The sequence below is a fragment of the Candidatus Jidaibacter acanthamoeba genome (assembly GCF_000815465.1).
GTDB lineage: Bacteria > Pseudomonadota > Alphaproteobacteria > Rickettsiales > Midichloriaceae > Jidaibacter > Jidaibacter acanthamoebae.
Genome location: NZ_JSWE01000036.1, coordinates 50,776 through 76,718, shown reverse-complemented (window position 1 = coordinate 76,718; position 25,943 = coordinate 50,776). Strand labels below are relative to the sequence as shown.

The 25,943-nt window shown below is 35.7% G+C and carries 27 protein-coding genes; 14 read left to right on the top strand and 13 right to left on the bottom strand.

The features are described from left to right. Window position 1: 1 nt before the first annotated feature. The gene (gene ruvC / locus NF27_RS00850; RefSeq protein ID WP_039454738.1) at window positions 2-487 is read right to left on the bottom strand and encodes a crossover junction endodeoxyribonuclease RuvC; all 486 of its coding nucleotides are present in this window, start codon (window positions 485-487) and stop codon (window positions 2-4) included. Next, window positions 477-1,232, bottom strand: a complete 756-nt coding sequence (locus tag NF27_RS00845; protein ID WP_039454737.1) for a YebC/PmpR family DNA-binding transcriptional regulator — start codon at window positions 1,230-1,232, stop codon at window positions 477-479. Before NF27_RS00845 ends, ruvC begins: the two co-directional genes overlap by 11 nt. 124 nt (window positions 1,233-1,356) lie before the next feature. Between NF27_RS00845 and NF27_RS00840 the strand changes: the two genes are divergently transcribed. From NF27_RS00840 to NF27_RS00825, 4 genes are all read left to right on the top strand, one after another. Continuing rightward, on the top strand, window positions 1,357-1,965 hold the full coding sequence (locus NF27_RS00840) for an NADH-quinone oxidoreductase subunit C (protein WP_039454736.1): 609 nt from the start codon (window positions 1,357-1,359) through the stop codon (window positions 1,963-1,965). Next, entirely contained in the window at window positions 1,940-2,899 is a 960-nt protein-coding gene (gene ubiA, locus NF27_RS00835) for a 4-hydroxybenzoate octaprenyltransferase (RefSeq protein WP_053332456.1), read from the top strand. Before NF27_RS00840 ends, ubiA begins: the two co-directional genes overlap by 26 nt. Window positions 2,900-3,019: 120 nt before the next feature. Further along, entirely contained in the window at window positions 3,020-4,873 is a 1,854-nt protein-coding gene (locus NF27_RS00830; protein WP_039454734.1) for an ABC-F family ATP-binding cassette domain-containing protein, read from the top strand. Between the two features lie 39 nt (window positions 4,874-4,912). Continuing rightward, on the top strand, window positions 4,913-5,821 hold the full coding sequence (locus NF27_RS00825; protein WP_039454732.1) for an AEC family transporter: 909 nt from the start codon (window positions 4,913-4,915) through the stop codon (window positions 5,819-5,821). Between the two features lie 112 nt (window positions 5,822-5,933). Here NF27_RS00825 and lptM read toward each other — a convergent pair whose 3' ends face one another. Next, window positions 5,934-6,056, bottom strand: a complete 123-nt coding sequence (lptM, locus tag NF27_RS12925) for an LPS translocon maturation chaperone LptM (RefSeq protein ID WP_239647804.1) — start codon at window positions 6,054-6,056, stop codon at window positions 5,934-5,936. Between the two features lie 21 nt (window positions 6,057-6,077). Continuing rightward, a complete protein-coding gene (gene argH / locus NF27_RS00820; protein WP_084173816.1) occupies window positions 6,078-7,550 on the bottom strand; it encodes an argininosuccinate lyase in 1,473 nt (490 codons plus the stop codon). 218 nt (window positions 7,551-7,768) lie between these two features. Here argH and NF27_RS00815 point away from each other — a divergent pair, with 218 nt between their 5' ends. Genes NF27_RS00815 through NF27_RS00805 form a run of 3 tightly spaced genes read left to right on the top strand, consistent with a single transcriptional unit; the run spans window position 7,769 to window position 9,263 of the window. Next, window positions 7,769-8,359 carry a TlpA family protein disulfide reductase gene (locus tag NF27_RS00815; RefSeq protein ID WP_161791748.1) on the top strand — a complete coding sequence of 197 codons (591 nt, stop codon included), beginning with the start codon at window positions 7,769-7,771 and terminating at the stop codon, window positions 8,357-8,359. A 6-nt stretch (window positions 8,360-8,365) separates the two neighbouring features. Continuing rightward, window positions 8,366-8,815: a dUTP diphosphatase gene (gene dut / locus NF27_RS00810; protein WP_038540394.1), complete on the top strand. Its 450-nt coding sequence runs from the start codon at window positions 8,366-8,368 to the stop codon at window positions 8,813-8,815. Window positions 8,816-8,834: 19 nt separating this feature from the next. Continuing rightward, window positions 8,835-9,263 carry a hypothetical protein gene (locus tag NF27_RS00805; protein WP_039454727.1) on the top strand — a complete coding sequence of 143 codons (429 nt, stop codon included), beginning with the start codon at window positions 8,835-8,837 and terminating at the stop codon, window positions 9,261-9,263. 32 nt (window positions 9,264-9,295) lie between these two features. On the opposite strand, the gene lptE is transcribed toward NF27_RS00805, so the two are convergent. Beyond that, the gene (gene lptE / locus NF27_RS00800) at window positions 9,296-9,697 is read right to left on the bottom strand and encodes an LPS assembly lipoprotein LptE (protein WP_161791747.1); all 402 of its coding nucleotides are present in this window, start codon (window positions 9,695-9,697) and stop codon (window positions 9,296-9,298) included. A gap of 182 nt (window positions 9,698-9,879) precedes the next feature. Between lptE and NF27_RS00795 the strand changes: the two genes are divergently transcribed. The 6 genes from NF27_RS00795 to recN all read left to right on the top strand — a co-directional run bounded on the left by NF27_RS00795 (window position 9,880) and on the right by recN (window position 16,181). Continuing rightward, window positions 9,880-11,667, top strand: a complete 1,788-nt coding sequence (locus NF27_RS00795; RefSeq protein ID WP_039454723.1) for a M3 family oligoendopeptidase — start codon at window positions 9,880-9,882, stop codon at window positions 11,665-11,667. Between the two features lie 75 nt (window positions 11,668-11,742). Next, on the top strand, window positions 11,743-12,285 hold the full coding sequence (locus tag NF27_RS00790) for a flagellar basal body-associated FliL family protein (protein WP_053332455.1): 543 nt from the start codon (window positions 11,743-11,745) through the stop codon (window positions 12,283-12,285). Between the two features lie 3 nt (window positions 12,286-12,288). Further along, window positions 12,289-13,317 (top strand): FliM/FliN family flagellar motor switch protein, encoded by a 1,029-nt coding sequence (locus NF27_RS00785; RefSeq protein ID WP_053332454.1) that lies wholly within the window; start codon window positions 12,289-12,291, stop codon window positions 13,315-13,317. Between the two features lie 4 nt (window positions 13,318-13,321). Next, complete coding sequence (locus NF27_RS00780) at window positions 13,322-13,810, top strand: DUF6468 domain-containing protein (RefSeq protein ID WP_039454721.1); 489 nt, start codon at window positions 13,322-13,324, stop codon at window positions 13,808-13,810. A gap of 10 nt (window positions 13,811-13,820) precedes the next feature. Next, window positions 13,821-14,519: a MotE family protein gene (locus tag NF27_RS10955; RefSeq protein ID WP_152606800.1), complete on the top strand. Its 699-nt coding sequence runs from the start codon at window positions 13,821-13,823 to the stop codon at window positions 14,517-14,519. 6 nt (window positions 14,520-14,525) lie between these two features. Then, on the top strand, window positions 14,526-16,181 hold the full coding sequence (recN, locus tag NF27_RS00770; RefSeq protein ID WP_039454719.1) for a DNA repair protein RecN: 1,656 nt from the start codon (window positions 14,526-14,528) through the stop codon (window positions 16,179-16,181). Between the two features lie 144 nt (window positions 16,182-16,325). Here the strand turns inward: recN and NF27_RS00765 are convergent, their stop codons facing one another. The 3 genes from NF27_RS00765 to NF27_RS00755 are packed head-to-tail and all read right to left on the bottom strand — an operon-like array spanning window position 16,326 to window position 18,751. After that, on the bottom strand, window positions 16,326-16,769 hold the full coding sequence (locus NF27_RS00765; protein ID WP_053332452.1) for a GNAT family N-acetyltransferase: 444 nt from the start codon (window positions 16,767-16,769) through the stop codon (window positions 16,326-16,328). 52 nt (window positions 16,770-16,821) lie between these two features. Beyond that, window positions 16,822-18,159: a ribosome biogenesis GTPase Der gene (gene der, locus NF27_RS00760; RefSeq protein ID WP_039454717.1), complete on the bottom strand. Its 1,338-nt coding sequence runs from the start codon at window positions 18,157-18,159 to the stop codon at window positions 16,822-16,824. A gap of 16 nt (window positions 18,160-18,175) precedes the next feature. Further along, complete coding sequence (locus NF27_RS00755; protein ID WP_039454714.1) at window positions 18,176-18,751, bottom strand: carboxymuconolactone decarboxylase family protein; 576 nt, start codon at window positions 18,749-18,751, stop codon at window positions 18,176-18,178. A 185-nt stretch (window positions 18,752-18,936) separates the two neighbouring features. Here NF27_RS00755 and NF27_RS00750 point away from each other — a divergent pair, with 185 nt between their 5' ends. Beyond that, on the top strand, window positions 18,937-20,193 hold the full coding sequence (locus NF27_RS00750; RefSeq protein WP_039454712.1) for an NAD(P)/FAD-dependent oxidoreductase: 1,257 nt from the start codon (window positions 18,937-18,939) through the stop codon (window positions 20,191-20,193). 19 nt (window positions 20,194-20,212) lie between these two features. Here NF27_RS00750 and NF27_RS00745 read toward each other — a convergent pair whose 3' ends face one another. From NF27_RS00745 to NF27_RS00725, 5 genes are all read right to left on the bottom strand, one after another. Then, window positions 20,213-21,964 (bottom strand): ABC transporter ATP-binding protein, encoded by a 1,752-nt coding sequence (locus NF27_RS00745; protein ID WP_039454711.1) that lies wholly within the window; start codon window positions 21,962-21,964, stop codon window positions 20,213-20,215. A 177-nt stretch (window positions 21,965-22,141) separates the two neighbouring features. Continuing rightward, window positions 22,142-23,128 (bottom strand): pyruvate dehydrogenase complex E1 component subunit beta, encoded by a 987-nt coding sequence (locus tag NF27_RS00740; protein WP_039454709.1) that lies wholly within the window; start codon window positions 23,126-23,128, stop codon window positions 22,142-22,144. A gap of 12 nt (window positions 23,129-23,140) precedes the next feature. After that, complete coding sequence (locus NF27_RS00735; protein ID WP_039454707.1) at window positions 23,141-23,701, bottom strand: flavodoxin family protein; 561 nt, start codon at window positions 23,699-23,701, stop codon at window positions 23,141-23,143. 6 nt (window positions 23,702-23,707) lie between these two features. After that, the gene (gene pdhA, locus NF27_RS00730) at window positions 23,708-24,700 is read right to left on the bottom strand and encodes a pyruvate dehydrogenase (acetyl-transferring) E1 component subunit alpha (RefSeq protein ID WP_410518010.1); all 993 of its coding nucleotides are present in this window, start codon (window positions 24,698-24,700) and stop codon (window positions 23,708-23,710) included. Between the two features lie 35 nt (window positions 24,701-24,735). Next, entirely contained in the window at window positions 24,736-25,938 is a 1,203-nt protein-coding gene (locus NF27_RS00725) for a CCA tRNA nucleotidyltransferase (RefSeq protein ID WP_053332451.1), read from the bottom strand. Window positions 25,939-25,943: the final 5 nt, after the last annotated feature.

Genomic DNA, 25,943 nt, shown 5'->3' with positions numbered 1-25,943 from the left:
TTTATAACGCTTTAAAATTGTGATAACTTGAATGGCAAATCGCAATTGCAATTGCATCGGCAGCATCGGCTTTTTGTAGTTTTGCAGTAGGAAGGAGTAAGTTAATCATTCTGATCATTTGTAATTTATCAGCTCCGCCGTATCCTACTACTGCTTTTTTCACTTGCTTTGCCTGATAAGATGCCGGAGGGAGCCCTTTTGTTTCTAAACTTAGCATAGCAGCTGCCCTTGCATGAGCAAGTTTTAATGACGACCCGAAATTCGAATTCACATAAGTTTCTTCAATCGCCGCGGCATTAGGAGCAAATTCCTCCAATATATCATTTAAAGTCACAAATATTGAAGCCAGCCGGGAAGAAAGGTAATTGGTGCTCTTAGTTTTAATTACCCCCGAAGCAATATAGCCTAAATTACTACCCCATATTTCAATTATTCCCCAACCCGTACAATTCAAGCCCGGGTCAAGCCCGATTATTTTAGTCTTCATTTTTTAACTTATTCAAAATTGTTTCCGGAAATTCAAAATTTCCCACTACGCTTTGTACATCATCATTATCTTCTAACGCATCTACCATTTTAATAATTTTTTCAGCATTTTCTTCATTTAACATTATAGTGTTATGTGGCTTCCAAGTAATCTCGGCCGAAAGATAAGCTCCGAATTTATGTTCAAATTTATCTCTAATCTCGTTAAAATTTTCCGGATCACAAATAATTTCATGGGTTTCTTCATCGGAAATAGAATCATTAGCTCCGGCCTCGATTGCTGCGTCTAAAAATACTTCTGCTGAACCTTTGCTTGCCGGATAGGTTATAACGCCTACTTTACTGAACATAAAGCCTACGCTTCCCGTTTCGCCTAAAGTTCCGCCATGTTTGGTAAAAGCTGACCTCACATCGGAGGCAGTACGGTTTCGGTTGTCGGTTAACGCTTCCACTATTATAGCTACACCGCCTGAGCCGTAACCTTCATATCTGATTTCTTCAAAATTATCTACATCTCCGGGATTAGTCGCTTTGGAAATGGCATTTTCTATTTTGTCTTTAGGCATATTAGCCGTTCGTGCGGCATTTATCGCAGCTCTTAATCTCGAGTTGGAATCAGGATCAGGCAGCCCGGATTTTGCCGCTACATAAATTTCTCTTACCAGCTTAGTAAACATCTTAGCTCTTTTATTATCTTGCGCTCCCTTACGGTGCATAATATTTTTAAATTTTGAATGACCTGCCATAATTTTATCATTAAATTGTTATTCAGTACTATATAATAAGCTTTCATTTGTTTTTCTCAAGCACTAGCTTGCAGTTCTTAAATGATTTTGTTATGTTTATAAGTATAGTAAACAAGAGAACTTTATGCAAAAGCTGGAAGAACTAAAGGAATATTTACTAAATTCTAAACGCAAGGCTGATATTACACAGGTCTTAATCAATAATGATGAATTAATCGTTGAGCTTGAAGCAAAAGCTATAGAGCGGTTTTTAAAGTTTCTGCGTGATGATAAGAAATGTTTATTTAGTATGTTAGTTGATATTTGCGGGGTGGACTATCCGCAGAGAGAAAAGAGATTTGAAGTTGTTTATAATCTGCTTAGCTTAAAATATAATATGAGAATAAGATTAAAAGTTTTTGCGGATGAGGAAACTATTATTCCCAGTGCTACTCCGGTATTTAGCTGTGCAGGTTGGTTTGAGAGAGAAGCTTGGGATTTATATGGAGTTTTCTTTTCCAATAACAATGATTTAAGAAGAATCCTGACTGATTATAATTTTGAAGGGCATCCGATGAGAAAGGATTTTCCGCTTACTGGGCATGTTGAGGTCAGGTATGACATTGAAAAGAAAAGGGTGGTATATGAGCCGGTCAAGCTTACTCAAGAATTTAGAAGCTTTGATTTTTTAAGCCCGTGGGAAGGAACCGAATATATATTGCCTGGCGATGAAAAAGCAAAACAAGATAAGTAGTATTAATAGCGCTTTATCGGAAGGACTGATAAAGTTTGCAAATTTAGATTTTGAGTGCCTTAAAGCATTACAAAAATTTATCGGCGGCAATAAATATGCGAGGTTAATGCGTCTAGATAAGCCTGTAGGGTCTTTGCTCTTAATGTTGCCTTGCTTATGGTCAATCGGATTCGCAACCAGTAGTTTTTTACAAAAAATAATATTTTCACTATTATTTGCTTTCGGTGCAATGGTGACTAGAAGTGCAGGTTGTATAATTAATGATATTGTGGATAAAAATTTTGATGCCAAGATTGAACGTACTAAAACTAGGCCGCTTGCAAGTAATGAGGTTTCTTTAAAAGAAGCATATATACTCCTCTGTATGCTACTTGCAATTGCTTTCTTTTTACTCATGTTTTTACCCAAAGCAGCAGTTTTTATTGGGATTGTGAGTATAATTCCTATAGTTATTTATCCCTTTTTAAAAAGGTATACTTATTATCCTCAAGTGTTTCTAGGTTTCGTGTTTAATTTAGGGGTGATTATGGCATGGGCGGCTGTTTCGCCCACCTTCTCTTTAATACCCCTATTAGTTTATATTTCCGCCGTATCCTGGACGGTTGCTTATGATACTATTTATGCCCTTCAAGATAAAAAAGATGATCTTGAAGTCGGTGTGAAATCACTTGCAATTAAGCTTGGTGATGCTGCTAGCCAAGTAATTTGGGTTTTATATAGAATTGCTGCCATATGCTTATTTATAGTCGGATTGAACACTCATATGAACTGGGGCTTTTATATACTCATGGGGCTTGCGACTTATCATCTCTATTGGCAAGCGGAAACTGTGGATATACATGACCCGAACGATGCAGGCAAAAAATTCAGATCTAATCTGCAATACGGGCTCTTAGTCTTACTTGCAATATGGATAGGAAAAATAAAATTTTAATATTAGCTGAGTACTTTTCTTTTTACCTGTAAATATATAAAAAATATTAGAGATTGTTCTTGAAGCAAATTTATGTAATATTAAGCCCAAATTTACATAAATTATTATAAGTTACAATATATGCTTTCAGTAACAAATCTTACCTATCTAATTGCTGGAAGGATGATATTTAACAATGCCTCACTGCAAGTTTCCATCGGCCAAAGAATCGGGCTAGTCGGAGCCAACGGTACAGGAAAATCTACTTTACTCAAACTTATTTGCGGAGAACTGCTTCCCGATTCCGGAGAAATAGCACTGGTAAGAAACATTTCTGTCGGTATGGTAAGGCAGGATTTGCCTCATGATGATACTAAACTTATAGATGTAGTGCTTGCAGCGGATACGGAAAGAGATAGTCTTTTAAAGGAAGCGGAGACTACGGAGGATCCCGATCGTATCGGATACATATATACCCGATTAGAAGAAATAAGAGCTTATGAAGCGCCTGCAAGGGCGGCAAGTATACTTTCCGGACTTGGTTTCGACGAAGAAGCGCAAAATAGCGCTATATCAAAGTTTTCCGGGGGATGGCGTATGCGGGTTGCGCTTGCTGCGGCATTATTTCGTAATCCTGATCTTTTAATGCTTGATGAACCGACTAACCATCTGGATTTTGAAGCCATGGTATGGCTTGAAAATTACCTTATGCGTTATGAAAAAACCTTAATTATAATTAGTCACGACAGAGATATTTTAAATAAAACCGTAACCCATATAGTTCATCTTAATAATTTAGGGCTAGAAAATTATACCGGAAATTATGATCAATTCGAACGTAGACGTGCAGAAAAATTAATCAGCCAACAAGCTATACATGAAAAGCAACAGGCACAAAAAAATAAAATGATGAAATTTGTCGAGCGTTTTCGTGCCAAGGCAAGTAAAGCTAAACAGGCGCAAAGCCGGTTAAAAGCCATTGAGAAAATGGATATTGTTGATGCGGTAATTGCTGAACGCACAAAGCCTTTTATATTCCCTGAGCCTGAGCAGTTATATTCTCCTATGATCGTATTGGATAATGTTGATGTCGGTTATGAAAATGTGCCGGTACTGCGTAATTTGAGCCTTAATATAGATATGGATGACCGTATTGCGTTGCTTGGAGCAAATGGTAACGGTAAATCCACCCTGGTGAAATTATTATCCGGTCGTCTTACACCCTTAAGCGGAGAGGTAAAGAAACCAAGTAAGTTAAAAATCGGCTATTTCTCGCAACACCAGGCAGAGGAGCTGGATATAACACAAACTCCATATGAACTGATGCGTAGAGAAATGCAAGATCAAGCTGAAGCTAAAGTTCGGGCAGCCTTAGGAAAATTTGGTTTTGACAAGTTTAAATCGGATACTAAGGTGGAAGAGCTTTCAGGCGGTGAGAAAGCAAGGCTTTTATTATCACTTATGAGCTTTGATGCTCCTCATATAATGTTGCTGGATGAACCGACTAACCATCTTGATATAGAAGCCCGCGAAGCTTTAACCCAGGCACTGAATAACTATACGGGCGCAGTAATTCTGGTTAGCCATGATCCGCATTTGGTAGGCGCGGTTGCTGATAGACTATGGTTGGTGGCAAACGGCACCTGCAAACCTTATGAGGAAGATATAGCCGCGTATCGTGATTTGGTTATCATGCAACGCAAAAAAGAACGTTCTGGTACTAAGCAAAAATCTCAAAATAAAAATAAATCAAATCATAATAAAACAGAACTTTCTAAGTTAGATAAAGAATCTAAACAATTAGAGAAAAAAATAGCGGAGCTCACCAACAAAAAAGAACTTATTGAAAGCGAGATTGCAGATTATTCAACTAAAGGTGAGTATAGCAAAATTGAAAATTTGAATAAGTCACTTTCTTTGGTTTTAAAAGAAATGGAAGTTATAGAAGCTGATTGGATTAAGGTGCAGGGAAAAATTGAGGAAGCGAATACTTAGAAATTCCTCATCATAATATCATTTCAGATAGGTTAATTTATGATCTTAGTTCAAAACTTAGTAATTATTTTTGTAATTATTGCTTTAGGGGTGATCTGTGAAAAAAGAAAAGTTTTTAATCATAGCCAAATAGAAGGCTTTGAATTGTTTCTATTTAAAGTCGGTATCCCGTGCTATTTATTTACGGCTGTCTTAAAATATGATCTTTCAGTTTTTTTATATCCTGATTATATTTATAGTTATTTACTCTCCTTTTTAGCCATGGCGTTGGTAGCTGCATGCTACTTTCATAATAACTCCGTTTCTCAAATAACTATGAAAATACTTGCTTCCGGATATGTTAATGCTGCTATTTATTCTATTCCCGTTATTACATTTTTATTTAATGATCCAAGTGCTGCTATATTAGGTAACCTAATCCAAGTAATTATTATTCAAACTATTTTTGTAACTCTGTTAAGCTTATTAAACCACCACGAAAAATCAGTTTCGAAGAGGATATTTGCTTCCCTTTCAAGTCCATTAGTTGCAATGCCGATTATTGCTTTGCTATTAAATTACTTTCAATTACAGCCTAATATCACATCACTAACCGATATTACAAGAAATCTAGGAAACGGTGCTTCCGGTATGGCATTATTTACTTTTGGGTTAAGCCTTGGCAGTGTAAAAATATCTAAGTATGTCTTAAAAAAAGAGCTAATATTTATTATATTTACAAAAAATATTTTACATCCTATAGCTGCCTTTTTGGTAGGGTGCTATGTATTCCATCTAGATAGGTATTGGTTTTATTCACTAATAATTACTGCTTCTGCGCCAACGGCTTTCGTTGTTTACTTGATTGCTAAGCAATTTTCTATTGAGCAGGAAAAGATTAAAATGATAGTAGCTCTAAGTTCTATTATTTCGCTAATAACGCTTACATTTATAACTTTAAATATTTAAAGTTAGCAATTGCTTTATACAAAAGCATATTTGACCAGGCCATTAAAAGAACTCTTTTTGCAGGTAGTACAAAAAGAGTTCTTATAATACTCGGTATCTTGTATAGTGGGATTTATTTATTATCTTGCGGAGGAATATAAACACCTTCCTCATCGGGCAAAGATAAATCTCCCTTAATACCACAAGAACATAGTGCTAAAGATAGCATAATAGAAAGTAAAGTTTTCTTAATCATTTTGCCCTCTCCTATTAATTATTATAAATATCTTCTTCTTGCAGATCTTATAGCTTTTCTAACCTGTACCGGGTTGGTTCCGGCGGTAGTTCTTCTGCTGATTACTGCTCTTGATGCAATTAATACACTATAGATATCATCATTGATTTTCGGCTCAATTGCTTGAAGTTCATTTAATTCAAGTAAAGAAAGCTTAGATTCTTTTTGAATTGCTAAATTAACAATTTTTTGAGTTGTGTTAATAGCTTTCTTCGGCTTCATGCCGGTATTAATAATTAACCAGTTAACTAAGTCCGGAGCCGTAGAATAACCATATTGAGCAGCTTCTTTCATTTCTTTTCTGTTTACAATAAAGTCAGCAGATAATGCAGCCATAACATTTATGTTATTTAATAAGGTATCATAAGTTTCAAATACCGGTTCCGCAGCTTCCTGTAAATCTTCCGAGAAGCCGACTGAAAGGCCTTTTAGCGTAGTTAAAATATTTACTAATGCACCATAAACTTTCCCGGTTCTACCTCTAACCAATTCAATAATTTTCGGATCCCTCTTGAAAGGAGTTATAGAACTTTGTACTACAAACGCGTTTGAAAATGAGATGAAATTATTATTAGGGCTATGCCAGAATATCAGGTCTTCTGCAATTCTTGATAAATGCATGGAACAAATAGAAGCAAAAGATAAAAACTCAACTACATAATCTCTATCAGTTACTGAATCAATAGAGTTCGGCGCAGCTTTATCAAAGCCGAGTATTCTTCCTACCATCTCACGGTTAATATAGAAAGCGGATCCGGCTAATGAATTAGAACCGTAAGGTGAAGTATTCAACCTTGCTCTTGCATCTTTAATTCTACCCCTATCACGACCGAGCATTTCAACATATGCCATCAGGTGATGTCCTAAAGATATAGGTTGTTCAACTTGCATGTTGGTATAACCAGGCATCAATGTTTTAACGTTTTCTTCCGCCTTGTCAATTAATGCAGCTTGTAGGTTTAGTAGACCGCTATCAAGGCTATCATATGCATCTCTGACCCATAGCTTCAAATCGCCTGAAATCTGATCATTTTTAGATCTGGCGATATATAAGCTTTCAACGGCACCACCGCAAAGTTCAGCTAATCTTCTTTCAATATTATCATAAATATCATTTTGAGTATTATCAAAATTGAACTTGCCTTCAGATATCTCTTTTTTAATGATATCTAAGCCTTCAATCAGCTTCTTACCATCCTGATCTGCAATAATTTCTCTTTTCACATGCATTCTAAGCTGAGCTTTAGTAGATTCAATAGCTACCGCATAAAGCCTTTTATCAATATTCAATGAGCTTAGCATTTTTCTGGTAAGTTCATTGGTACTATTGTTAAAGAAGCCACCCCAAAGAGGATTCACAGCTCCTTCTACTTGTGAAATAGAGGATGTTAAATTATCATTGCTATTTGCAACATCCGGAGTTAATTCTTGTTTATTGAGTTTGCGTGCTGTCATAATACTAATTTTTATCGGGTTAAATAAGTTATCAAATGTTTAACAAAATTTTAAAAAAACTTCTTTTAAGATTTGTAACAAATTTTTTGTATATATCAACGTTTTTTTTTGTTTGCACCCTTATTTTTGCTATAGAATTTGGATTTAATTGTATAAGTGTTGCAAAAGCATCTCCAATAGACATACATAAAAGCAAGAAGAGCATAGAAGTAAATAAAATGTTTGAGGCGGGGATATTAAAGCACAAAATAAAAGTACCCAGAGCTAAGATATTCAATAAAGACGGAAGCGCCCATCTCTTAAAAGAATTTAAAAATAAATTTATTGTATTATATTTATGGGCAAGCTGGTGCACCGATTGTATTAATGAGTTAACTAAGCTTGATCAGCTCGCGAGAGAATTAAAGTATAGAGAGGTTGATGATATAGTAATCCTTCCGATCACAATTGACTTTAAATCTCCCCAGCAACTGCAAATATTTTTAAAACAAAGGAATATTGAAAATATAGATTTTTTTCTTGATCCTAAAAAAGAGATAATGGGAGAATTAGGTGTACACTCGTTGCCGAGTTCATTCTTAATTAATAAGGGCGGATATATTATTGCTTCATATAAGCGTCCGTTAGATTGGTCAAATGAGGTCGTTTTAGAAAAGATATTAAATATGAAAGAAGAAAATGAAAAACCAGTTAAAAGCAGGCCAAACAACAATGAAATCCTAAAAGAAGATGACAATAATAAATCTGAGGATATAATTCCTCAAATAAATTCCAAAAAAACTGAAAAGCAACCTACTTTTATAGGGTAAAGTATTATGTCGATTGAAAATATCTTAATTAAGAAACTCTCAAATCTAAATGAATTACCGATTCCTTCCTATGCAACGATAAATAGTGCAGGAATGGATTTAACGGCAGCCATTGAAGAGGATATAACTCTAAAGCCTTTGGAAAGAAAAGCAATCCCGACCGGTATTGCAATCGCTTTATCCGAAGGTTATGAAGCACAAGTTAGGCCAAGATCAGGCCTTGCACTGAAGAGCGGTATAACTGTTGCTAATGCTCCCGGAACAATTGATGCGGATTATAGAGGAGAAATTTGCGCTATACTTATTAACTTAAGTGATAAAGATTTTGTGATCACTAGGGGGATGAGAATAGCCCAAATGGTTATAGCTAAATATTCTAAAGTTAATTGGAATATAGTCGAAGAACTACCTGAGACCGAAAGAGGTGCTGGCGGCTTCGGTTCAACGGGAGTATAGTTCTCTTTACTGATAAATTATGAGAGAAAATAGAATAAGCAGCTTAAGAAAAAAGATCGTAGCGTTTCTGGTTGCACCGCTTTCTATTATTCCTTTAGCGCTGGTTCTAGGTATATATTCTTGTTTCATCTGCTATGTAAAATTTTCGTATGAAAGCTTTTTAAGTGAAGTGTATTTTATAATGCGAGTTATGATATCTGGAAGTTTTATTGGTGTCATTTTTGCATATGTAGGGTTGTTATGTATTGGTATGCCGTTATATTGGATACTGAGACGCTACAAGCTCCTTACATTACAGCGCTTGCTGTTTTTAGCTTCCGTTATTGGTCTTATAATAGCTAAGTGGCTTTTAGGAAATTATTATAAGATATATATTTTTTACACTATTATTCTTGTTATCTCATCAATGACGGTTGCATACGCTTATTGGTTTTTGATGAGGAAATGACTAGATAGGATAGTTCTTTCCTACTAACTATCTTATGATTTTATATTATTCCCAACCAACCCGGTAAGCCTTAATTTTAGCTCGGTAGCCAAAGATTTCATCACCTTCACTGCCGTTTCCTCTTTAGAAACATAGTTAGAATAAGGGGAAGATTGAATATCAAAACTTTCTACCCCGATTAAGGTGTTGCGTTCAATAACTTTACCGCTGTTATTATCAGTGAGTGCATAATTTAAGGTAACTCTTAAATTGTTTCTGGTTGCAAGAGCATTGCTTTGGATTGCGACGCCTTCAATCGAAATTACATAGGAAAGATCGAGAGTATAGTTTTTCGGAGAATCGGTATAAGACCAGTTAAATTCGTGCTCAAGCGCCGAAGTTAGTGCAATGGATTCACGGGTAGGAATTTTACTCTCGTAACTGATACTCCCCACTTTTATTCCACTTAATTGTTTGCCAAAGTTATTATCACTGTATACAGGATGAAAGCCGCATGAAGTAATAAGTAAGAGCGAAAAGAAGGCAAAAAAGTATCTCAGTAGCATTGTTTCAGTTGAAATCGGTTATAACTCAACTATACCTTATAACAAAAACAGCAAATTAAAAAGAGGATTCCATGAATAATATACAAATAGAAGAAAATAACAAACTTGGATTTATGCCGAAATGGGATCTGAAAGACCTCTATCAAAGCCCGAAGGATAAGGCTTTAGCCGATGACCTAAGCAGACTGGAGTCTGATATTCAAAAGTTTGCTGAGGAATACCAAAACAAAATTGCCGAACTTTCGGGAGAGGAATTTTATGCAGCTATAATTAAATATGAGAACATTAGTGATCTGATGGGTAAGATAGGGAGTTTTGCTTTTCTTTACTATACAACTGATATGGCCAATCCCGAGAAGGCTGCTTTTTTTCAAAATATGCAGGAGCAACTTACTCAACTTTCTGCTGCTTTAATTTTCTTTACCTTGCAAATCAATCAGCTGGAAGATAAACACTTGGATAATCTGCTGAAGAATGAAAAGTTAGCCGGATATAAACCTTGGTTTAGAGATTTAAGAGTTTTTAAAAAACATCAGTTATCTGATAAAGAGGAAGAAATATTACATCATACTTCTGTTACCGGTGGGCAAGCTTGGAGCCGTTTGTTTGATGAGACTATGGTTGATTTAAGATTCCCTTTCAAAGAAGAACAACTGACTTGTAGTGAAATCTTACACAAACTTTCCGAACCGGATAGTGAAACGAGAAAAATAGCTGCAAAATCTTTGGGAGAAGTACTGGGTAAAAACACCAAGTTATTTAGTTTAATTACTAATACTTTAGCTAAAGAAAAACAGACTATTGATACTTTAAGGAAGTTCTCTAAGCCAATCTCTTCACGTAACCTTTCTAATTATATTGAGGATGAAACGGTTCAAGCACTTATTGATACGGTTAAATCCTATTATCCTAAGCTCTCCCATAGATATTATAAGCTAAAAGCCAAATGGTTCGGAGTGGAAAGCTTGGATTATTGGGACAGGAATGCCCCTCTCCCCGGCAAAACGGATAAAGTATATTCCTGGCAGGAAGCCGTGGAATTAGTTAAAGTTTCCTTAGCTAACTTTTCTCCGAAAATTCTGGAGGTAGCTAATAACTTTTTCGAAAACAATTGGATAGATGTGCCAACCGGTTCAGGGAAAAGAAGCGGAGCCTTTGCCCACCCGACAGTTCCTTCCGCTCATCCTTACCTGATGCTGAATTATTTAGGTAGAACTAGAGATGTAATGACCTTAGCACATGAACTCGGGCATGGTATACATCAATTACTCTCTAATAAACAGGGAGCTTTAATGTGCGGTACTCCGCTTACATTAGCTGAAACTGCTTCAGTCTTCGGTGAGCAGCTTGCTTTTAGATACTTACTTGATATTGAAAAAGATGAGCGTAACAAAAAATTGCTGATCGCAAATAAAGTTGAAGATATGCTAAATACTGTAGTCAGGCAAATTGCCTTCTGTGAATTTGAAAACATGATACATAACGAGCGTAGAGAAAGGGGAGAATTAAGTTCGGAAAGAATTTGTGAGATTTGGCTCAAAACCCAGAAAGAAAGCTTAGGAGAAGGTATTAAGTTCCATGATGAATATAAATATTATTGGGCATATGTATCGCATTTTATTCATTCGCCGTTTTATGTCTATTCATATGCATTCGGGGATTGTTTAGTCAATTCACTGTACCAATCATATTTAGACGGAATAGAAAATTTTGAGGAAAAATATATAATCATGTTGCAAGCAGGGGGTACATTACGGCACAAGGAGCTATTAAAGCCATTCGGTCTTGATGCTTCACATTCAGGATTTTGGAAAAAAGGACTAAATATGATCGCAAGTTTTATTGATCAATTAGAATAATTTTTTTTAAAGTTGTAACCAATATGTTATTTGTGTAAGAATATGTTAATAAGTATTGTTACATAAGGGAAATAAATGGCAGCTGAAGAAAAAGAGCAACTTGAAAATGATAAGGAAGGGGTTGCTGAAGGTGAGCAAACCGAAGCAGAAGGCTCTTCAGCTCCACCTCCTAAAAGCCACAAGAAAAAAATTATATTTATAGCTGTATTTCTTATTCTGCTGCTTAGTACTGGAGGGGGGATCTTATTTTATTTGAAACAACAAAAAACCGAAGAAGATAAGAAAAAATTAGAGCAGAAGGCTGCTGAAAAAGAAATAGCTTACTTCGATCTCGATGAAATACTAATGAATTTGAACACCGGCGGTAAAGGTCAAGGATTCTTAAAACTTAAAATAACTCTGCAAGTTACAGGAAGTAAAAATCTTGATGCGGTGAAAATGTATTCACCTAAGATTAGGGATACATTTATAATATATTTAAGAGAGTTAAGACCTGAAGATATGCAAGGTTCTATAGCACTATATAAGTTGAAAACCGAAATGTTATTAAGGGTTAACAAAATTGTATATCCTGCCCAGATTAATGATATCCTATTTAAAGATGTATTTGTTCAGTAAACTATGGCTCACGATCAAAGTATTACCCAAGAAACAGAAAAAAATAGTTCTAATAAAACTTGGGAACAGGCATTAAATGAGAAATCTCAAAGCTTAAACCGGGAAGGAGTTAACCAGCCTGCTTCTACTTCCCATAAAGCTAAAGGAGTGGAGCTATTATTAGATAAAATTTTACAAACTTCTATTAGACTTCCAATGCTGGAAATTACATTTGATAGATTTGTAAGAATTAACTCTACTTCTTTAAGAAATTATACAGCCGATAACGTTGATGTTGAAATAGAAAGCATGAAAACTGAGCGATTCGGAGACTGTTTGTCCAGAATCGGTGCACCTTCAATGTTTTCAGTATTTAAAGTAATAGAATGGGATAATTTTTGTATATTAGCTTTTGACTCCACAATGATTTATGCTTTCGTTGAGGTATTGTTCGGGGGAAGAAAAACACCACCCTCTTTAAAAGTCGAAGGGCGTTCTTTTACCTCAATAGAAAATAGTGTGGTTAAAAGTATAACTGAAATAGTTTTGCATGATTTAAGTTTAGCATTTAATCCGGTTACTTCTGCAAATTTCCAGCTTGATAGAGTTGAAACTAATCCTAAATTTGCAATGATTGTGCGGCCTGAAGATGTAGCTATAGTGCTTAATTTAAAAGTTACTATGGATACTCGCTCAGGTAATATTCATATTATTTTACCTTATACTACAATTGAACCGGTTAAAAAAATATTGTCTAAACCTTATATAGGTGAGAGAGGAAGCAAAGATCCTAATTGGACAAGGCATTTTGAGAACGAGATCGGTAAAGCGACGGTTACAATAAAAGTAAGTCTGGACGGCATGCCTGCGGGGCTAAAAAATGTTGCCGAACTGAAAGTAGGTAAAACTATAATGCTTGATAAGATGGTCGGAGCTGACTGGGATATAAAATTAAATGAAACTATCATCTCCGCCGGTCAACCCGGCAAAAGCGGAGATAAGCTTGCTATACAACTAAATGACAGCATTAATTTAGAGAGGTATAAAAAGTAAGGGGATGGATATTTTACTTAATATTACAGTAATTTCACTACTTATAATAACAATCGGTTTTTGCTGGAGGCTAAATAAAAAAATTATTGAGTTAAAAGACAGTAAAAAAGATTTAGGAATTCTAGTGCAGACTTTCGATGCAGCAATTATAAAAACTCATAAAAGCATAGCTGATTTAAAGGTAATGTCACAAACTTCCTCTGTAGAGTTGCAGCAGTATGTTGATAAAGCGGGTGAGTTGATTTCCGATCTTTCATTTATGACTAATACTGCAGCAAAACTAGCTGATAGATTAGAAAATGCGATAGGTGTAGCAAGAAATGAAGTGGCTCAGCAAGGGCAACCAAAACCTCAGTTTCCCTCTGCAAATGCACTTGACCGTAAGATGACGAAACCTCTTACACTTAATAATTCAAAAGTAATCAGTAGTAACGGATCTTCAAAAACTAAAGATGATTTGCGTAATGCAATTAAACTAATAAAACAAACTTGAGAATTATATAATGCTTAGACTTTTACCATTTTTGATCGGGTTTTTATTCATCTTAGTGTTTTCAAAGGTAATGAATGTTTCTGAGCATATCCCGGAAATTTTCTCAGCTTCCGAATTGAATGCTCAAGATACAAGTAACAAAGAGCCTGTAGCTTCTAAGGATGTACCTACATCTAGCCCGACTTCAAATGTGGAAGATACTAAACAGCAATCTACGAATCCCGCAGAACCGAGTTCTCAGGGCGATGATGACAATAAAACCGGTAATAAAGCTGATTGGCAAAACCAGTTTTCCTCTACAGAAGTAGAAGTTCTGGAAAGTCTGGTTAAACGAAGAGAGGAGCTTAATATAAGGGAAAAGGATATAAGCTTAAAAGAAAATGTACTAAAAGTTACCGAAAAGCGTATTCAACAAAAGATTGATGCTTTACAAAATTTAATTACTCAAGCTCAAAGTATCCTTGATAAATATAATGAGAAGCGAAATCAGGAAATACTTACCTTGGTTAAGATATATGAAAACATGAAGCCAAAAGATGCGGCAAGAATATTTGATGAGCTTGAAATGCCTATATTGGTCGATGTTTCATCTCAGATGAAGGAAGCTAAACTTGCAGCGATACTTGGTTTAATGAGCTCAGATCGAGCAAAAGATTTGACTATTGAGCTTGCTAATCGTAGAAAGATAGATCTAAGTAATTTTAACTAATATTTTATGTTAGTTTCACTTTCAATTAAAAATTTTATTCTGATCGATTCTTTAAACCTGGATTTTAATCAAGGATTATGCGTGTTAAGCGGTGAGACAGGTGCAGGTAAATCAATCATACTTGATGCATTAGGTTTAGCTTTAGGAAGAAGGGCGAATGCCAAACTGATAAAGAGTGAGGGCAGTAATGCAGTTATTTCAGCCGCGTTTAATATAGAGCAATTCCCTCATATAAAAGAATACTTAGTCTCACAAGGCTTTGAGCTAGCCGAAACTTTAATATTGAGGCGTGTATTAGAACAAAGCGGTAAAACTAAATGCTATGTTAATGATATTCTTTCCAGTGTGGCCGCATTGGAAGCAATCGGGGAGCTGTTAGTCGAGATTTCAAGTCAGCATGATCAAAAGGGTTTGTTTAATACTTCACACCATCGCTTAATATTAGACGAATTCTCCGGTAATTATAGAGAATTGGAGGCAGTAGGCTCTGCTTACAAACTATGGAAGGAGAACGAGCATAAATTAAATGAGATTATTGGAAATAAGTCAAAAGCTGAAGATGAGAGAAATTACTTAACTCATATTATTCAAGAAATATCCGAGCTCAATCCGAAAGTCGGTGAAGAAGAATATCTAAGCAATTTAAGGAATTCTTTGAGGGAAAAAGCAAAAATTCAGGATATATCTAGTTTAGTATTAAATGAGGCTAACTCAGGTAGCGGAATAGTTGCAAAGCTAAATAATTTAATTAAGGCGCTTACAAAAGTACCGAATTTATTTAAAGAAGCTGAAAAAAGCTTTGAAATTGGGTTGATTGAAATCAATGAAGGTATCGCCCAAGTTGAAAAAGTTTATGACACAATAGCTTCTGAAAAATTCAACCTAAATTCAGTTGAAGAAAGGCTATTTAATCTTAAAAACATCGCCAGAAAATACGGGGTTGATCCGAATAGTTTAGAAGAGTTTCTAATACTTACTAAAGAAAAATTAGATCGAGTAAGTAACTATAATAAATTTTATCAGGAATTTAAAGCTGATACTGAGAAAAGCAAATTAGCATATCTTAAGATTGCCGAGCAAGTTTCAATAATTAGAAAACAGAATGCTATAATTTTAGAGAAGGCGGTCAAAGTTGAATTAGAGCAGCTAAAAATGGGCTATGCTGATTTTATGATAGAAAGTGTTACTGCAAATGAAAATGAGTGGGCAGCGCATGGTATTGATAAGGTAAGGTTTCTAGCCAGAACAAATCCGGGCAGTGAATTCGGATATATAAATAAAATTGCCTCGGGCGGGGAGCTTTCAAGGTTGTTTTTGAGTTTAAGAGTAGCGCTTTCTAAGGTTAAGTCATCGCCTTCAATTATATTTGATGAAATTGACGTTGGTGTTGGGGGAGCAGTTGCGGACAGTATAGGTAAGAAGCTAAAGTTTTTATCCGGCGAACACCAAGTGCTGGTAATCACCCATCAACCGCAAGTCGCGGCATACTCGGATAATCACTATTTGGTAAGTAAAAACATTATCAATAATAAAGCGAACGTAGATGTCAAAGAATTAACTTACGAAGAGAAGCTGCATGAAATCGCCCGTATGTTATCAGGAGAAGATGTAACTAGAGAATCAGTTTTAGCTGCTGAAACACTGATTAAGAAGGCGAAATAATATATTGTTAGTATAGCTAGGTTGTGTGAACAAAATTAACGTGGATATGTCATGAGTTTATTATCTTAATAGCTAATTTGTAAGCCAAGGAAACATAAATATAATAAATTTAAATATATAAAATCTATTATATTTCTATTCTTTTTAAAGGATGCCTTGAGTTTGTAACTCCTCAGTAAAATATTTAATAAAAAAAGTTTTAGTTAGATTCGGGTGCTTCTTATTTATCCTTACAAATTCAGCTGTAAATCCACATTTTAAATAGAAGCCCGGGGCTTGAAAATTACTTGTTACTAAATTTATATTATTAAACCCTTTACCGTGAAAATGGTTTTCAAGCTCTTGCATAAGCTTCCTACCATGTCCTTTCCTGCGATGTGAACTATCAACCCATAATTCGTCAATATACACTTCTGCAAAGGCGGTATATGCTTTTAAAACGCCTACTACTTCATTACTATCTTCAGTAAGAATAAGCGAGAATTGTTTATAATTTACATCAATACCATGATTATATTCATATTTTACCATGTCTTTATACATTTTTTCTTCAACTTCATTAGGAATTACATTAACAAATTCTATCATATATCTAATTTTACTATTTCAATTAACTTAATATATTTTTTGTCAGTTGATCCTATCTATTCTTATAAGGGTTCTTATTCTTATGAAAAATCATTCTAAGCGGGATGCCTTGCAGATCAAACTCCTTTCGCAAAGAATTACGTAAATATTTATTATAGCTTTCAGGCAAATCCTCAGGGATATTACAATAAAAATTAAAGGTCGGGGGTTTAACTCTGGTTTGGGTCATATATTTAATACGAATTCTGCGTCCGTTGTTCGCAAGCGGCGGAATATAGTGAGTAGTAGCATTGCATAGCCAGCTGTTAAGTTTGCCTGTAGATATTTTCATCTTCCATTTTTGATCGACCTCTAAAGCTTTATCAAATATTTTATCAATACCTTGCTGTTTTAATGCTGAAATATAAACAATAGGTAGCCCGACTACTTCAGATAGATTATCGGCAACTAAATATTCTATTTCCTCTTCAAACTCCCTGAAGTTTTTGATTAAGTCGCATTTATTGATTACCAAAATTAAAGGCTTTCCTTCTTGGATAGCAATTCGTGCTATGGCTAAATCCTGCTTTTCAAGGGGCTGGTCTGCTGCAACTACTAAGAAAGCTATATGAGATCTTCTAATCGCATTAATGCTTTCCGCAGTGGAAAGCTCTTCAATAATTTCATTAACATTGGCTTTTTTTCTGAGACCTGCAGTATCAATGAGCTCAATATCAGTATCTTTATAAGTTAAATAATGGTTGATTGCATCTCTGGTTGTACCGGCAATATCTGAAGTTATAGCTCTTTCAAAACCGAGAATAGCATTAAATAGGGTAGACTTACCGACATTAGGTCTTCCTACTATAGTAAGCTTTAATTGGTCATCTTCCGGATTTTCTTCCTCCTGCTCATGATAGAATTTCGTCTTATGAGATATTACCTTCTCAAATAAATCAGCAATACCCTTGCCGTGTGCAGCTGAAATATAAATCGGTTCACCGAAGCCGAATTTGTAAATTTCATTTTCAAGAATGTTTATTTTACTTTCGCTTTTATTGATGATTATAACGCAGGGCTTACCTGATTTTCTTACAATGCCGCCGAATTGTATGTCATCAGGGGTGATCCCGTTTCTTGCATCCAGCATTAATAGTACCAGATCAGCTCTTGATACTGCTTTTAAAGTTTGCTCAACCATTTTTTTACTTAGAATACTATCCTTATCTTCCCATCCGGCAGTATCAATAAACTTAACTAAGTGACCGTCTATATCAGCAGTAAAGTCTTTGCTGTCGCGGGTTACACCGGGCATATCATTGACAATTGCTAGCCTCCTACCGTTTAGTTTATTAAATAGTGAGGATTTGCCGACATTCGGCTTTCCTGTAATCGCAACTGTAAATGTCATAAGTTTCTAATTAAATTTAAAAGTTAGGGCCTCGGGCTATGAACTCATAGCTTCTTATATTTTCAATTTCCAGTGCTGCTTTTGCTGCCCTTAGTACGGAAACAATTCTTGCTACATTATTAATAGCTACCTTTGATATCCCTTGGGAAATTAAAGATTTAATATGAAGGTCGGTACAGTATTTACACTTTAAAAATATAGAAATAGCTAAGCAATATAGCTCAAAATCAGTCTTTAAGATAGTAGGATCCGAAAAAGCATTTAAGTGCAAATCTGCAGGTAGTGCTTTTATTTCTTCATCAGTAACACTTGAATTAAAATTATAATAAGTACTGGTCATACTTGTAACAACTACGGCAAATTTAGCTGCAGTAGCATCTGCTTCCTCCAAATGGATTTTAGCTTCCGCACGAATACAATTTAACATCTGCTCATTTTTTAAGTAATACCCGGCTGCAAGAGCGATGCCGTACATCTGCCTTATTGCAAGGCCTTCAAGTTCTTTTGAAAAAAGTTCTTTTATATTTTGCTTAACATCGTCAGCATAAAATGGGAGGCGTTTAACAAGAGAAGTAAGGCCAATAAAATTCATAAATCAATAGAAAAAGAAGATTTTAAATAAATTATAACTCTCTTATAACCAAATTGCAACTTTAGTAATCAATTATTTAAGCAGTTTTATAGCTCTATTAATTTTATTATATGTTGCTATGCAAAGAAACTAAGTTAAAATTTAAAAAGGGGTTTAGGTAGAATTAAATAAAACAGGTAATTGTTATGGCCATGCAAGGGGAATTTTCTCATATAGTAATAGTAGGCGGAGGATTCGCTGGGCTTACTGCCGCGCAAAATTTAAAAAAACAAAAGAATATAAAAATCACTATCATCGATGTTAACAACTACCATGTCTTTCAGCCATTTTTATACCAGGTTGCCTGCGGGGATCTCGCTCCTTCTGATATTGCAGTGCCGATAAGAGAGCAATTTAAGAATTATAAAAATATTTCGGTTATTATGGATGAAGCTACCGTGATAGACTCGGATAAAAAAATAGTTTTTACTAAAAATGCCACTGCTCTAAATTATGATTATTTAATTCTTGCAGTGGGTAGTGAAGATAATTATTTCGGTAATAATCATTGGAGAGAGCATACTATCGGGCTTAAATCATTAAAAAATGCCCTAAAAATCAGGAAAGAATTATTAGAAACGTTTGAAAGAGCAGAAATTGCAAATCATAAAAAGCATGTGACTTTTACTATAATCGGAGGAGGGCCTACAGGCGTAGAACTGGCAGGGGCTATCGCCGAGCTGACTAAACAGGCGATTAGATCAGATTTTACTCATATTAACCCTCTTGATACCGAAATTATATTAATAGAGGCCGGGTCAAGAATTTTATCCTCTTTAGCTCCTTCATTATCAGCAGTTGCTCAAAAATCTTTGGAAGAAAAAGGGATAGTAATTAAGCTTAACTCCAAGGTAATGGATATTAGCCCGCATCAAATAAAATTATGGAGTGGAGAAAAGATAGAAAGCGATTTAATAATCTGGGCAGCCGGAGTTAAAGCAAAATCAATTAAGCATCTATTAAATAAAGATGAGATTAAGCTAGGCACAAATCAAAGAGTCCTGGTGAAAAATGATCTCTCATTACCCTTTAATTCCAATATATTCATTGTAGGTGATGCTGCGGAAATTAAGGGCAAAGATAATAAGGCAGTTCCGGCTTTAGCTGCCGCTGCGACTCAGCAGGGAAAGTTTATTGCAAAGGTAATCAGGGCACGTGTTGCCGGTTCTGAAAAAGAATATGAATTTAAATACCTAAATTTTGGTAACATGGCTATTATCGGTCGCTATTCGGCGGTGGCCGATTTTACTTGGATAAAATTCAAAGGTGTATTAGCCTGGATAATTTGGGATTTAGCACATATATACTTTCTAATCGGTTTTCGTAATCGATTAACCGTCTTTGTTAAATGGTTGTGGAGTTACATAACACATGGCAAAGCAGAGCGAATAATTATTAAGTAAGATAAAAATAATTTTATACTTATTCTCCCGGCTTATCCGGTAAAAATCCGCCTACCTGTGCGTCCCATAAAGTTTTATATAATCCATTTAAAGCCAGCAGCTCATCATGAGTGCCGTCTTCAACTATCTTTCCTTGATCAAAAACGAGTATACGATCCATATGTAAAAGGGTTGAAAGCCTATGTGCAACAACAAGAGCGGTCTTTTTCTGCATTAATTTAAATATGCTTTCCTGAATTAAAGCTTCGGTTACAGAATCAAGCTGGGAGGTAGCTTCATCAAGAATGAGTATAGGTGCATTTTTCAAAATAGCTCTTGCGATCGCAACCCTTTGTCTTTGGCCACCGGATAATTTTACGCCACGTTCACCGACAAGTGAATTGTAGCCCAGAGTAAGCTTAGATATAAATTCATCCGCATGCGCTTTTTTAGCCGCCATAATTACTTCATTGTCGGTTGCCGAAGTCCCGTAACGAATGTTTTCCATTAGCGTTCTATGAAACAGGGAAGGGTCTTGCGGTATAATCGAAATATTTTCTCTTAAAGAGTTTTGAGTTACATACTTAATATCTTGGTCATCAATTAATATTTTTCCGAAGTTTATATCATATAAGCGCATTATCAGATTTACAAAAGTGGATTTACCGCTGCCTGAATACCCGACCAACCCTACCTTCTGATTAGGTTCCACTGTTACCGATAAATTTCCGAATAGGGGAGTAGCATTCTTGTAATGGAAGCCAACCTGATCAAAAGTAATTTTACCTTTAGTGACGGCTAATTCTTTAGCATTTGCAGCATCTGTGATTTCATAAGGCTCCTGTATAATTTGTAGCGCCTGCTCTAAAGTTCCGTAGTCTTCACTGAAATCACGCATTGAATGGGAGAGCTGCCAAATAATATCAATAATAGTATGATTGATGGTAAGTATCATAGCAAAATCCCCAGCAGTCACTTGGCCTTTACTATATAAATAAATTAGAAGAGCTAAGCACAAAGATTGATAAAGACTGAATAATGTACCTTGTATAGAATATACCTTCAGCATGAACCAGTTTCTTGCCCGCATGGCATTAACAAAATCGCCTTGTATAACTTTTAAGCGGTTGCTTTCAGTGTTATAGCCGGTAAAAGCTCTGACATTATTAATATTGCCTAAGGTATCAACTATATTACCTACAACTCTTGATGAGGCTTCAGCGGATTTTTTTGCAAGTTTGCTTGATTTTTTAGATACTTTTGTAGAAAAGAAGATAGCAATAGCAGCCCATATGAATACCAGTACGGAAAACCACAAGTGCACACTCCACATCGCATAAGCAGCAACTAATAAACTAAGCGCTGCTCCGGCAAAACTATTAATCATTGTTTGACTAATACCGGTTACAGCTTTAGCAGCATCCACAACTTTATTAGTTAGGCTTCCTGCAAACTGATTTTGAAAATAGTTATGAGAGTGCCCGGTTGTATACATCATCATTCTATGGGCAACTTTTGTCCTAAGCAATGGAACATATTTCAAATAGCAATAATCATATATGCGCCACATCGCAATCATTACTATTTGTAACGAGATATACATTATACCGAGATTAGCAACTGCCTGAACAGCCTGGTCGGGTTGAGTAACGGTTAGCTTGTCTATAATTAACTTGGTTAAATAGGGGCTTAAGCTATGATTAACCGCAGAGAAAAAAATTATTATTATTTGAATAGAGATATAGAGCTTATATGGAGCTAAAGATTCACGAATGAATTTTACGGTATTCATTATATACTCCTTAAATTCTATCAAAGTTAACCTTACAAGCTATATAAACATGAATTTATTTTCAAGATAAAATATCTATACTGCCAATAATTGCGTTATAAATTTTTAAGTTTATAACTAACAATTATTTTTTTTGAAGAAAATAGTTTTTAACTTTAGAGCAGGAGAAGTATTAAGTTACCTATAACAGACTTCCTTAGCAGCCTGTACTATATCTTCAACCTGTACTATAGCCATACGCTCAAGATTTGCCGCATACGGAAGCAGAACGTCCTTACCGGTGACCCTTTTCACGGGTGCATCAAGGTAATCGAAAGCATGTTCCATAATTTGAGCTGCAATTTCAGCTCCTATCCCGGCGAATGGCCAACTTTCTTCCACTGCTACGATTCTGTTAGTCTTTTTAACGCTGTTTACTATAGTTTCAGTATCTAAAGGCCTTAAGGTTCTGAGGTCAATTACTTCTGCGTCAATTCCCATCTCGGCTAATTTTTCTGCTGCATCAAGCGCGGTTTTTACTTGGAGTGAAAATGCAGTAATAGTTACATCGCTTCCTTCTCTTATAATTGCCGCTTTACCGATCGGAACTACGTAATCGGTATCAAAGTCCTCGCCTACTTCATGGGTATGTCCGTAAAGTATTTCATTTTCTAGGAAAACAACCGGATTCGGGTCTCGAATAGCTGCTTTCATCAATCCTTTGTGATCATATGCTGTATATGGTGCAAGTACTATTAACCCCGGAATATGTGCATACCAGCTGGCATAGCACTGCGAATGCTGAGCGCCGACCCTGGCAGCTGAGCCGTTAGGCCCTCTAAACACTATCGGGCATCTTACTTGTCCGCCTGACATATAGTTGGTTTTAGCCGCAGAGTTAATAATATGATCAATTGCCTGCATAGCGAAATTAAAAGTCATAAATTCAATAATAGGTTTTAATCCGACAAAGGCAGCACCGACACCTAGTCCTGTAAATCCATGCTCGGTGATTGGGGTATCAACAACTCTTCTACCACCGAATTCATCAAATAATCCTTGAGTGATTTTATATGCGCCATTATATTCCGCTACTTCTTCACCCATGACAAAGACGCTTTCATCCGCAAGCATTTCTTCCCTAATTCCAATTCTTATCGCTTCTCTAACTGTTAATTTTTTCATATTTTCATCTCTCTATTTAAACTTTTTAGCAACTTTAGCTATCCTTTTACCAAAATGTTTTGCGGCTTTTATATCTACTTCTTCCAACTCTATTCTTTCCCCTTGATCACCTCTTACAGCTAAACCGAATCCTACCCAGCTACCAAGCTTATTATAAACTTCCAAACCTTCATTATATTCTTGCATTTTAGGCATTAAGTCCGACCCTGCCCAAATCATACTATGCTGTGAAGCAAATATAAAAAGTTGCATTAATGTGCTCATCTGATCACCGCTTGGAGAATTAGCACAGGTAAATGCTGCTGCTACCTTATCTTTCCATTTCTGTTTGAGCCAAAGCTGAGAAGTTGAATCCATAAAGGATTTAAATTCAGCAGAGACGGAGCCGAAGTAAGTCGGACTTCCGAAGATAATAGCATTTGCATCATCAAGTGCGCTTAAATTCTTCTCTATCTCCGAAGATTGATATAGCTCAACAGTTATAGCTATTTCTTTAGCACCCAGTGCTATATACTCAGCGATAGTTTTTGTATATCCATAGTTTCCGTGATGAATTACTGCAACTTTTACCATAATGTTTTAAGCGTAAATATCTTTAAATAATTCATCTTCCGACGGTTCCGGGCTTTGTTGGGCAAACTCAACCGCTTCAGTAACCGCATCCTTAACTTTTTTCTCAAGCAAGTCAAAGTCTTCTTGGCTATAAATCTTATTATCCTCAAGGTATTTTGCCATCATCGTAAGGGGATCATGATTTTCTCTATAATCCGCTACTTCTTCTTTAGACCTGTATTTACCGGGGTCAGACATCGAATGCCCGCGATAACGGTAAGTTTTCATCTCAAGTAATACCGGCCCTTTCCCACTTCTTATATATTCTACTGCTTCAAGTACCGCTTCTCTGACGCTAAAGAAGTTCATCCCGTCAACTCTTTTACCCGGAATGCCGAATGATTCTCCACGTTTGTACAGTTCAACTATACTTGATGACCTTGCAACCGAAGTACCCATCCCGTATTCATTATTTTCTATCACATAGAGTACAGGTAAATCCCAAAGCTTAGCCATATTAAAAGCTTCATAGACTTGGCCTTGGTTTGCTGCCCCGTCGCCAAAGTAAACAACGGCAATATTATCTGTTTTTTTATATTTATAAGCGAATGCCATTCCGGTACCGATCGGAATCTGCGCTCCAACTATACCATGGCCGCCATAAAAACCTTTGGGAAGATCAAACATATGCATTGAACCGCCTTTTCCTTTTGAGCAACCGGTTGCTTTTCCGAGTAGTTCAGCCATCACATATTTCGGATCACTTTTTGTTGCAAGCATTATTCCATGGCTACGGTAACTGGTTATTACCCCGTCACCTTCTTTAAGCACACTTTGTACACCGACTGCTATTGCTTCTTGCCCGATATACAGGTGGCAAAACCCTCCTATCAGCCCCATTCCGTAAAGCTGTCCGGACTTCTCTTCAAACCTTCTGATCAAAAGCATATCATAGTATGCTTCCTTCAATTGTTCATCGGATAATTTACTGTTTATTTTCATTTCTTTTTTAGCTGCCATCTTGAGCATCTCTTAACATTATTTTAAAAATTCTTTTAAGCTCTAGAGATATAATATGTTTTTACCAACTCTAGTAGCTCTTCCTTTTTTAAACTAAAATTACTATTAATCCAAGCATTTGTTGTATTTAAAATCACTTCTCTTATTTCTTTACCTTCGAATCCTATCCTTCTAACATCCCTTCCGTTTAATGGAAAAGCAGGAATTATAAAGTTTTCAGCAAGTTCAAACAGCTTGCTTAAATCTTCATTCGGCTCTTCAACAAATTTTAACTTTAATTTCATTAGGAAGTTTTGTTTACCTAAAAAATAAAGTGCTTTCTTCGAGTTTATATCATCAGTGCTATTTAACTCATAATCTTTTGAACAAAGCATTTCAAGAGTGGTCATTTCTTTGTTTGATAGCCTCCATCTTAATCTGATGTTCTTACAATTTAATATCGGATCAGAGGTAGATCGGATAATTGCTGCTAAATTTATTAGAGCTTCACTACAAAATTTATAACTATAAAGTTTCTCAATATTTGGGCTCCCGCAATTTAAATGTTCCCATACCCCGTTTTCAACCATAAGCTTAATTGTATTATAAGCATATTGCTTATTAATTATTTTCAGCATCTCCTGCCTAATGCGCTCACCTGAAAGAGTCGCCATTTGTGGCGCATATTTGAATACCGCGGCCAGGCTTTCTTTATCTATATTGTTACCCCCGAAATAAGAGTAGAACCTAAAAAATCTTAAAATCCTTAAATAATCTTCTTGAATTCTTTTCTCAGCAGTACCGACAAAGCGAACAAGATTATTTTTTAGGTCTTCTATCCCTCCAAAGTAATCATAAATATTACCTTCTAAATCCATAGACATTGCATTTATAGTAAAATCCCTTCGGCTTGCATCTTCTTCCCAGCTATCGGTAAACTCTACGGTTGCATGCCTTCCGAAGCATTCAACGTCCTTTCTAAGGGTAGTTATTTCTAAAATATGTTTATCAAAAATTCCGGTAATAGTCCCATGCTTAATACCTGTGGGGATAGCCTTTATATTATGTTTGGAGAAGATTTTCAGTACCTGTTCGGGAAGAGCTGTAGTTGCTATATCAATATCATCCGACATTTTTCCGCAGATGATATCCCTAACGCATCCGCCGACTAATCTTGATTCGCCTGCCTCAGATAATAGGTTAAAAAGCTTCCTTATCAATTCAAGAGGAGTGTTAGGCGGAATATTTATTTTAGTCATCAAAA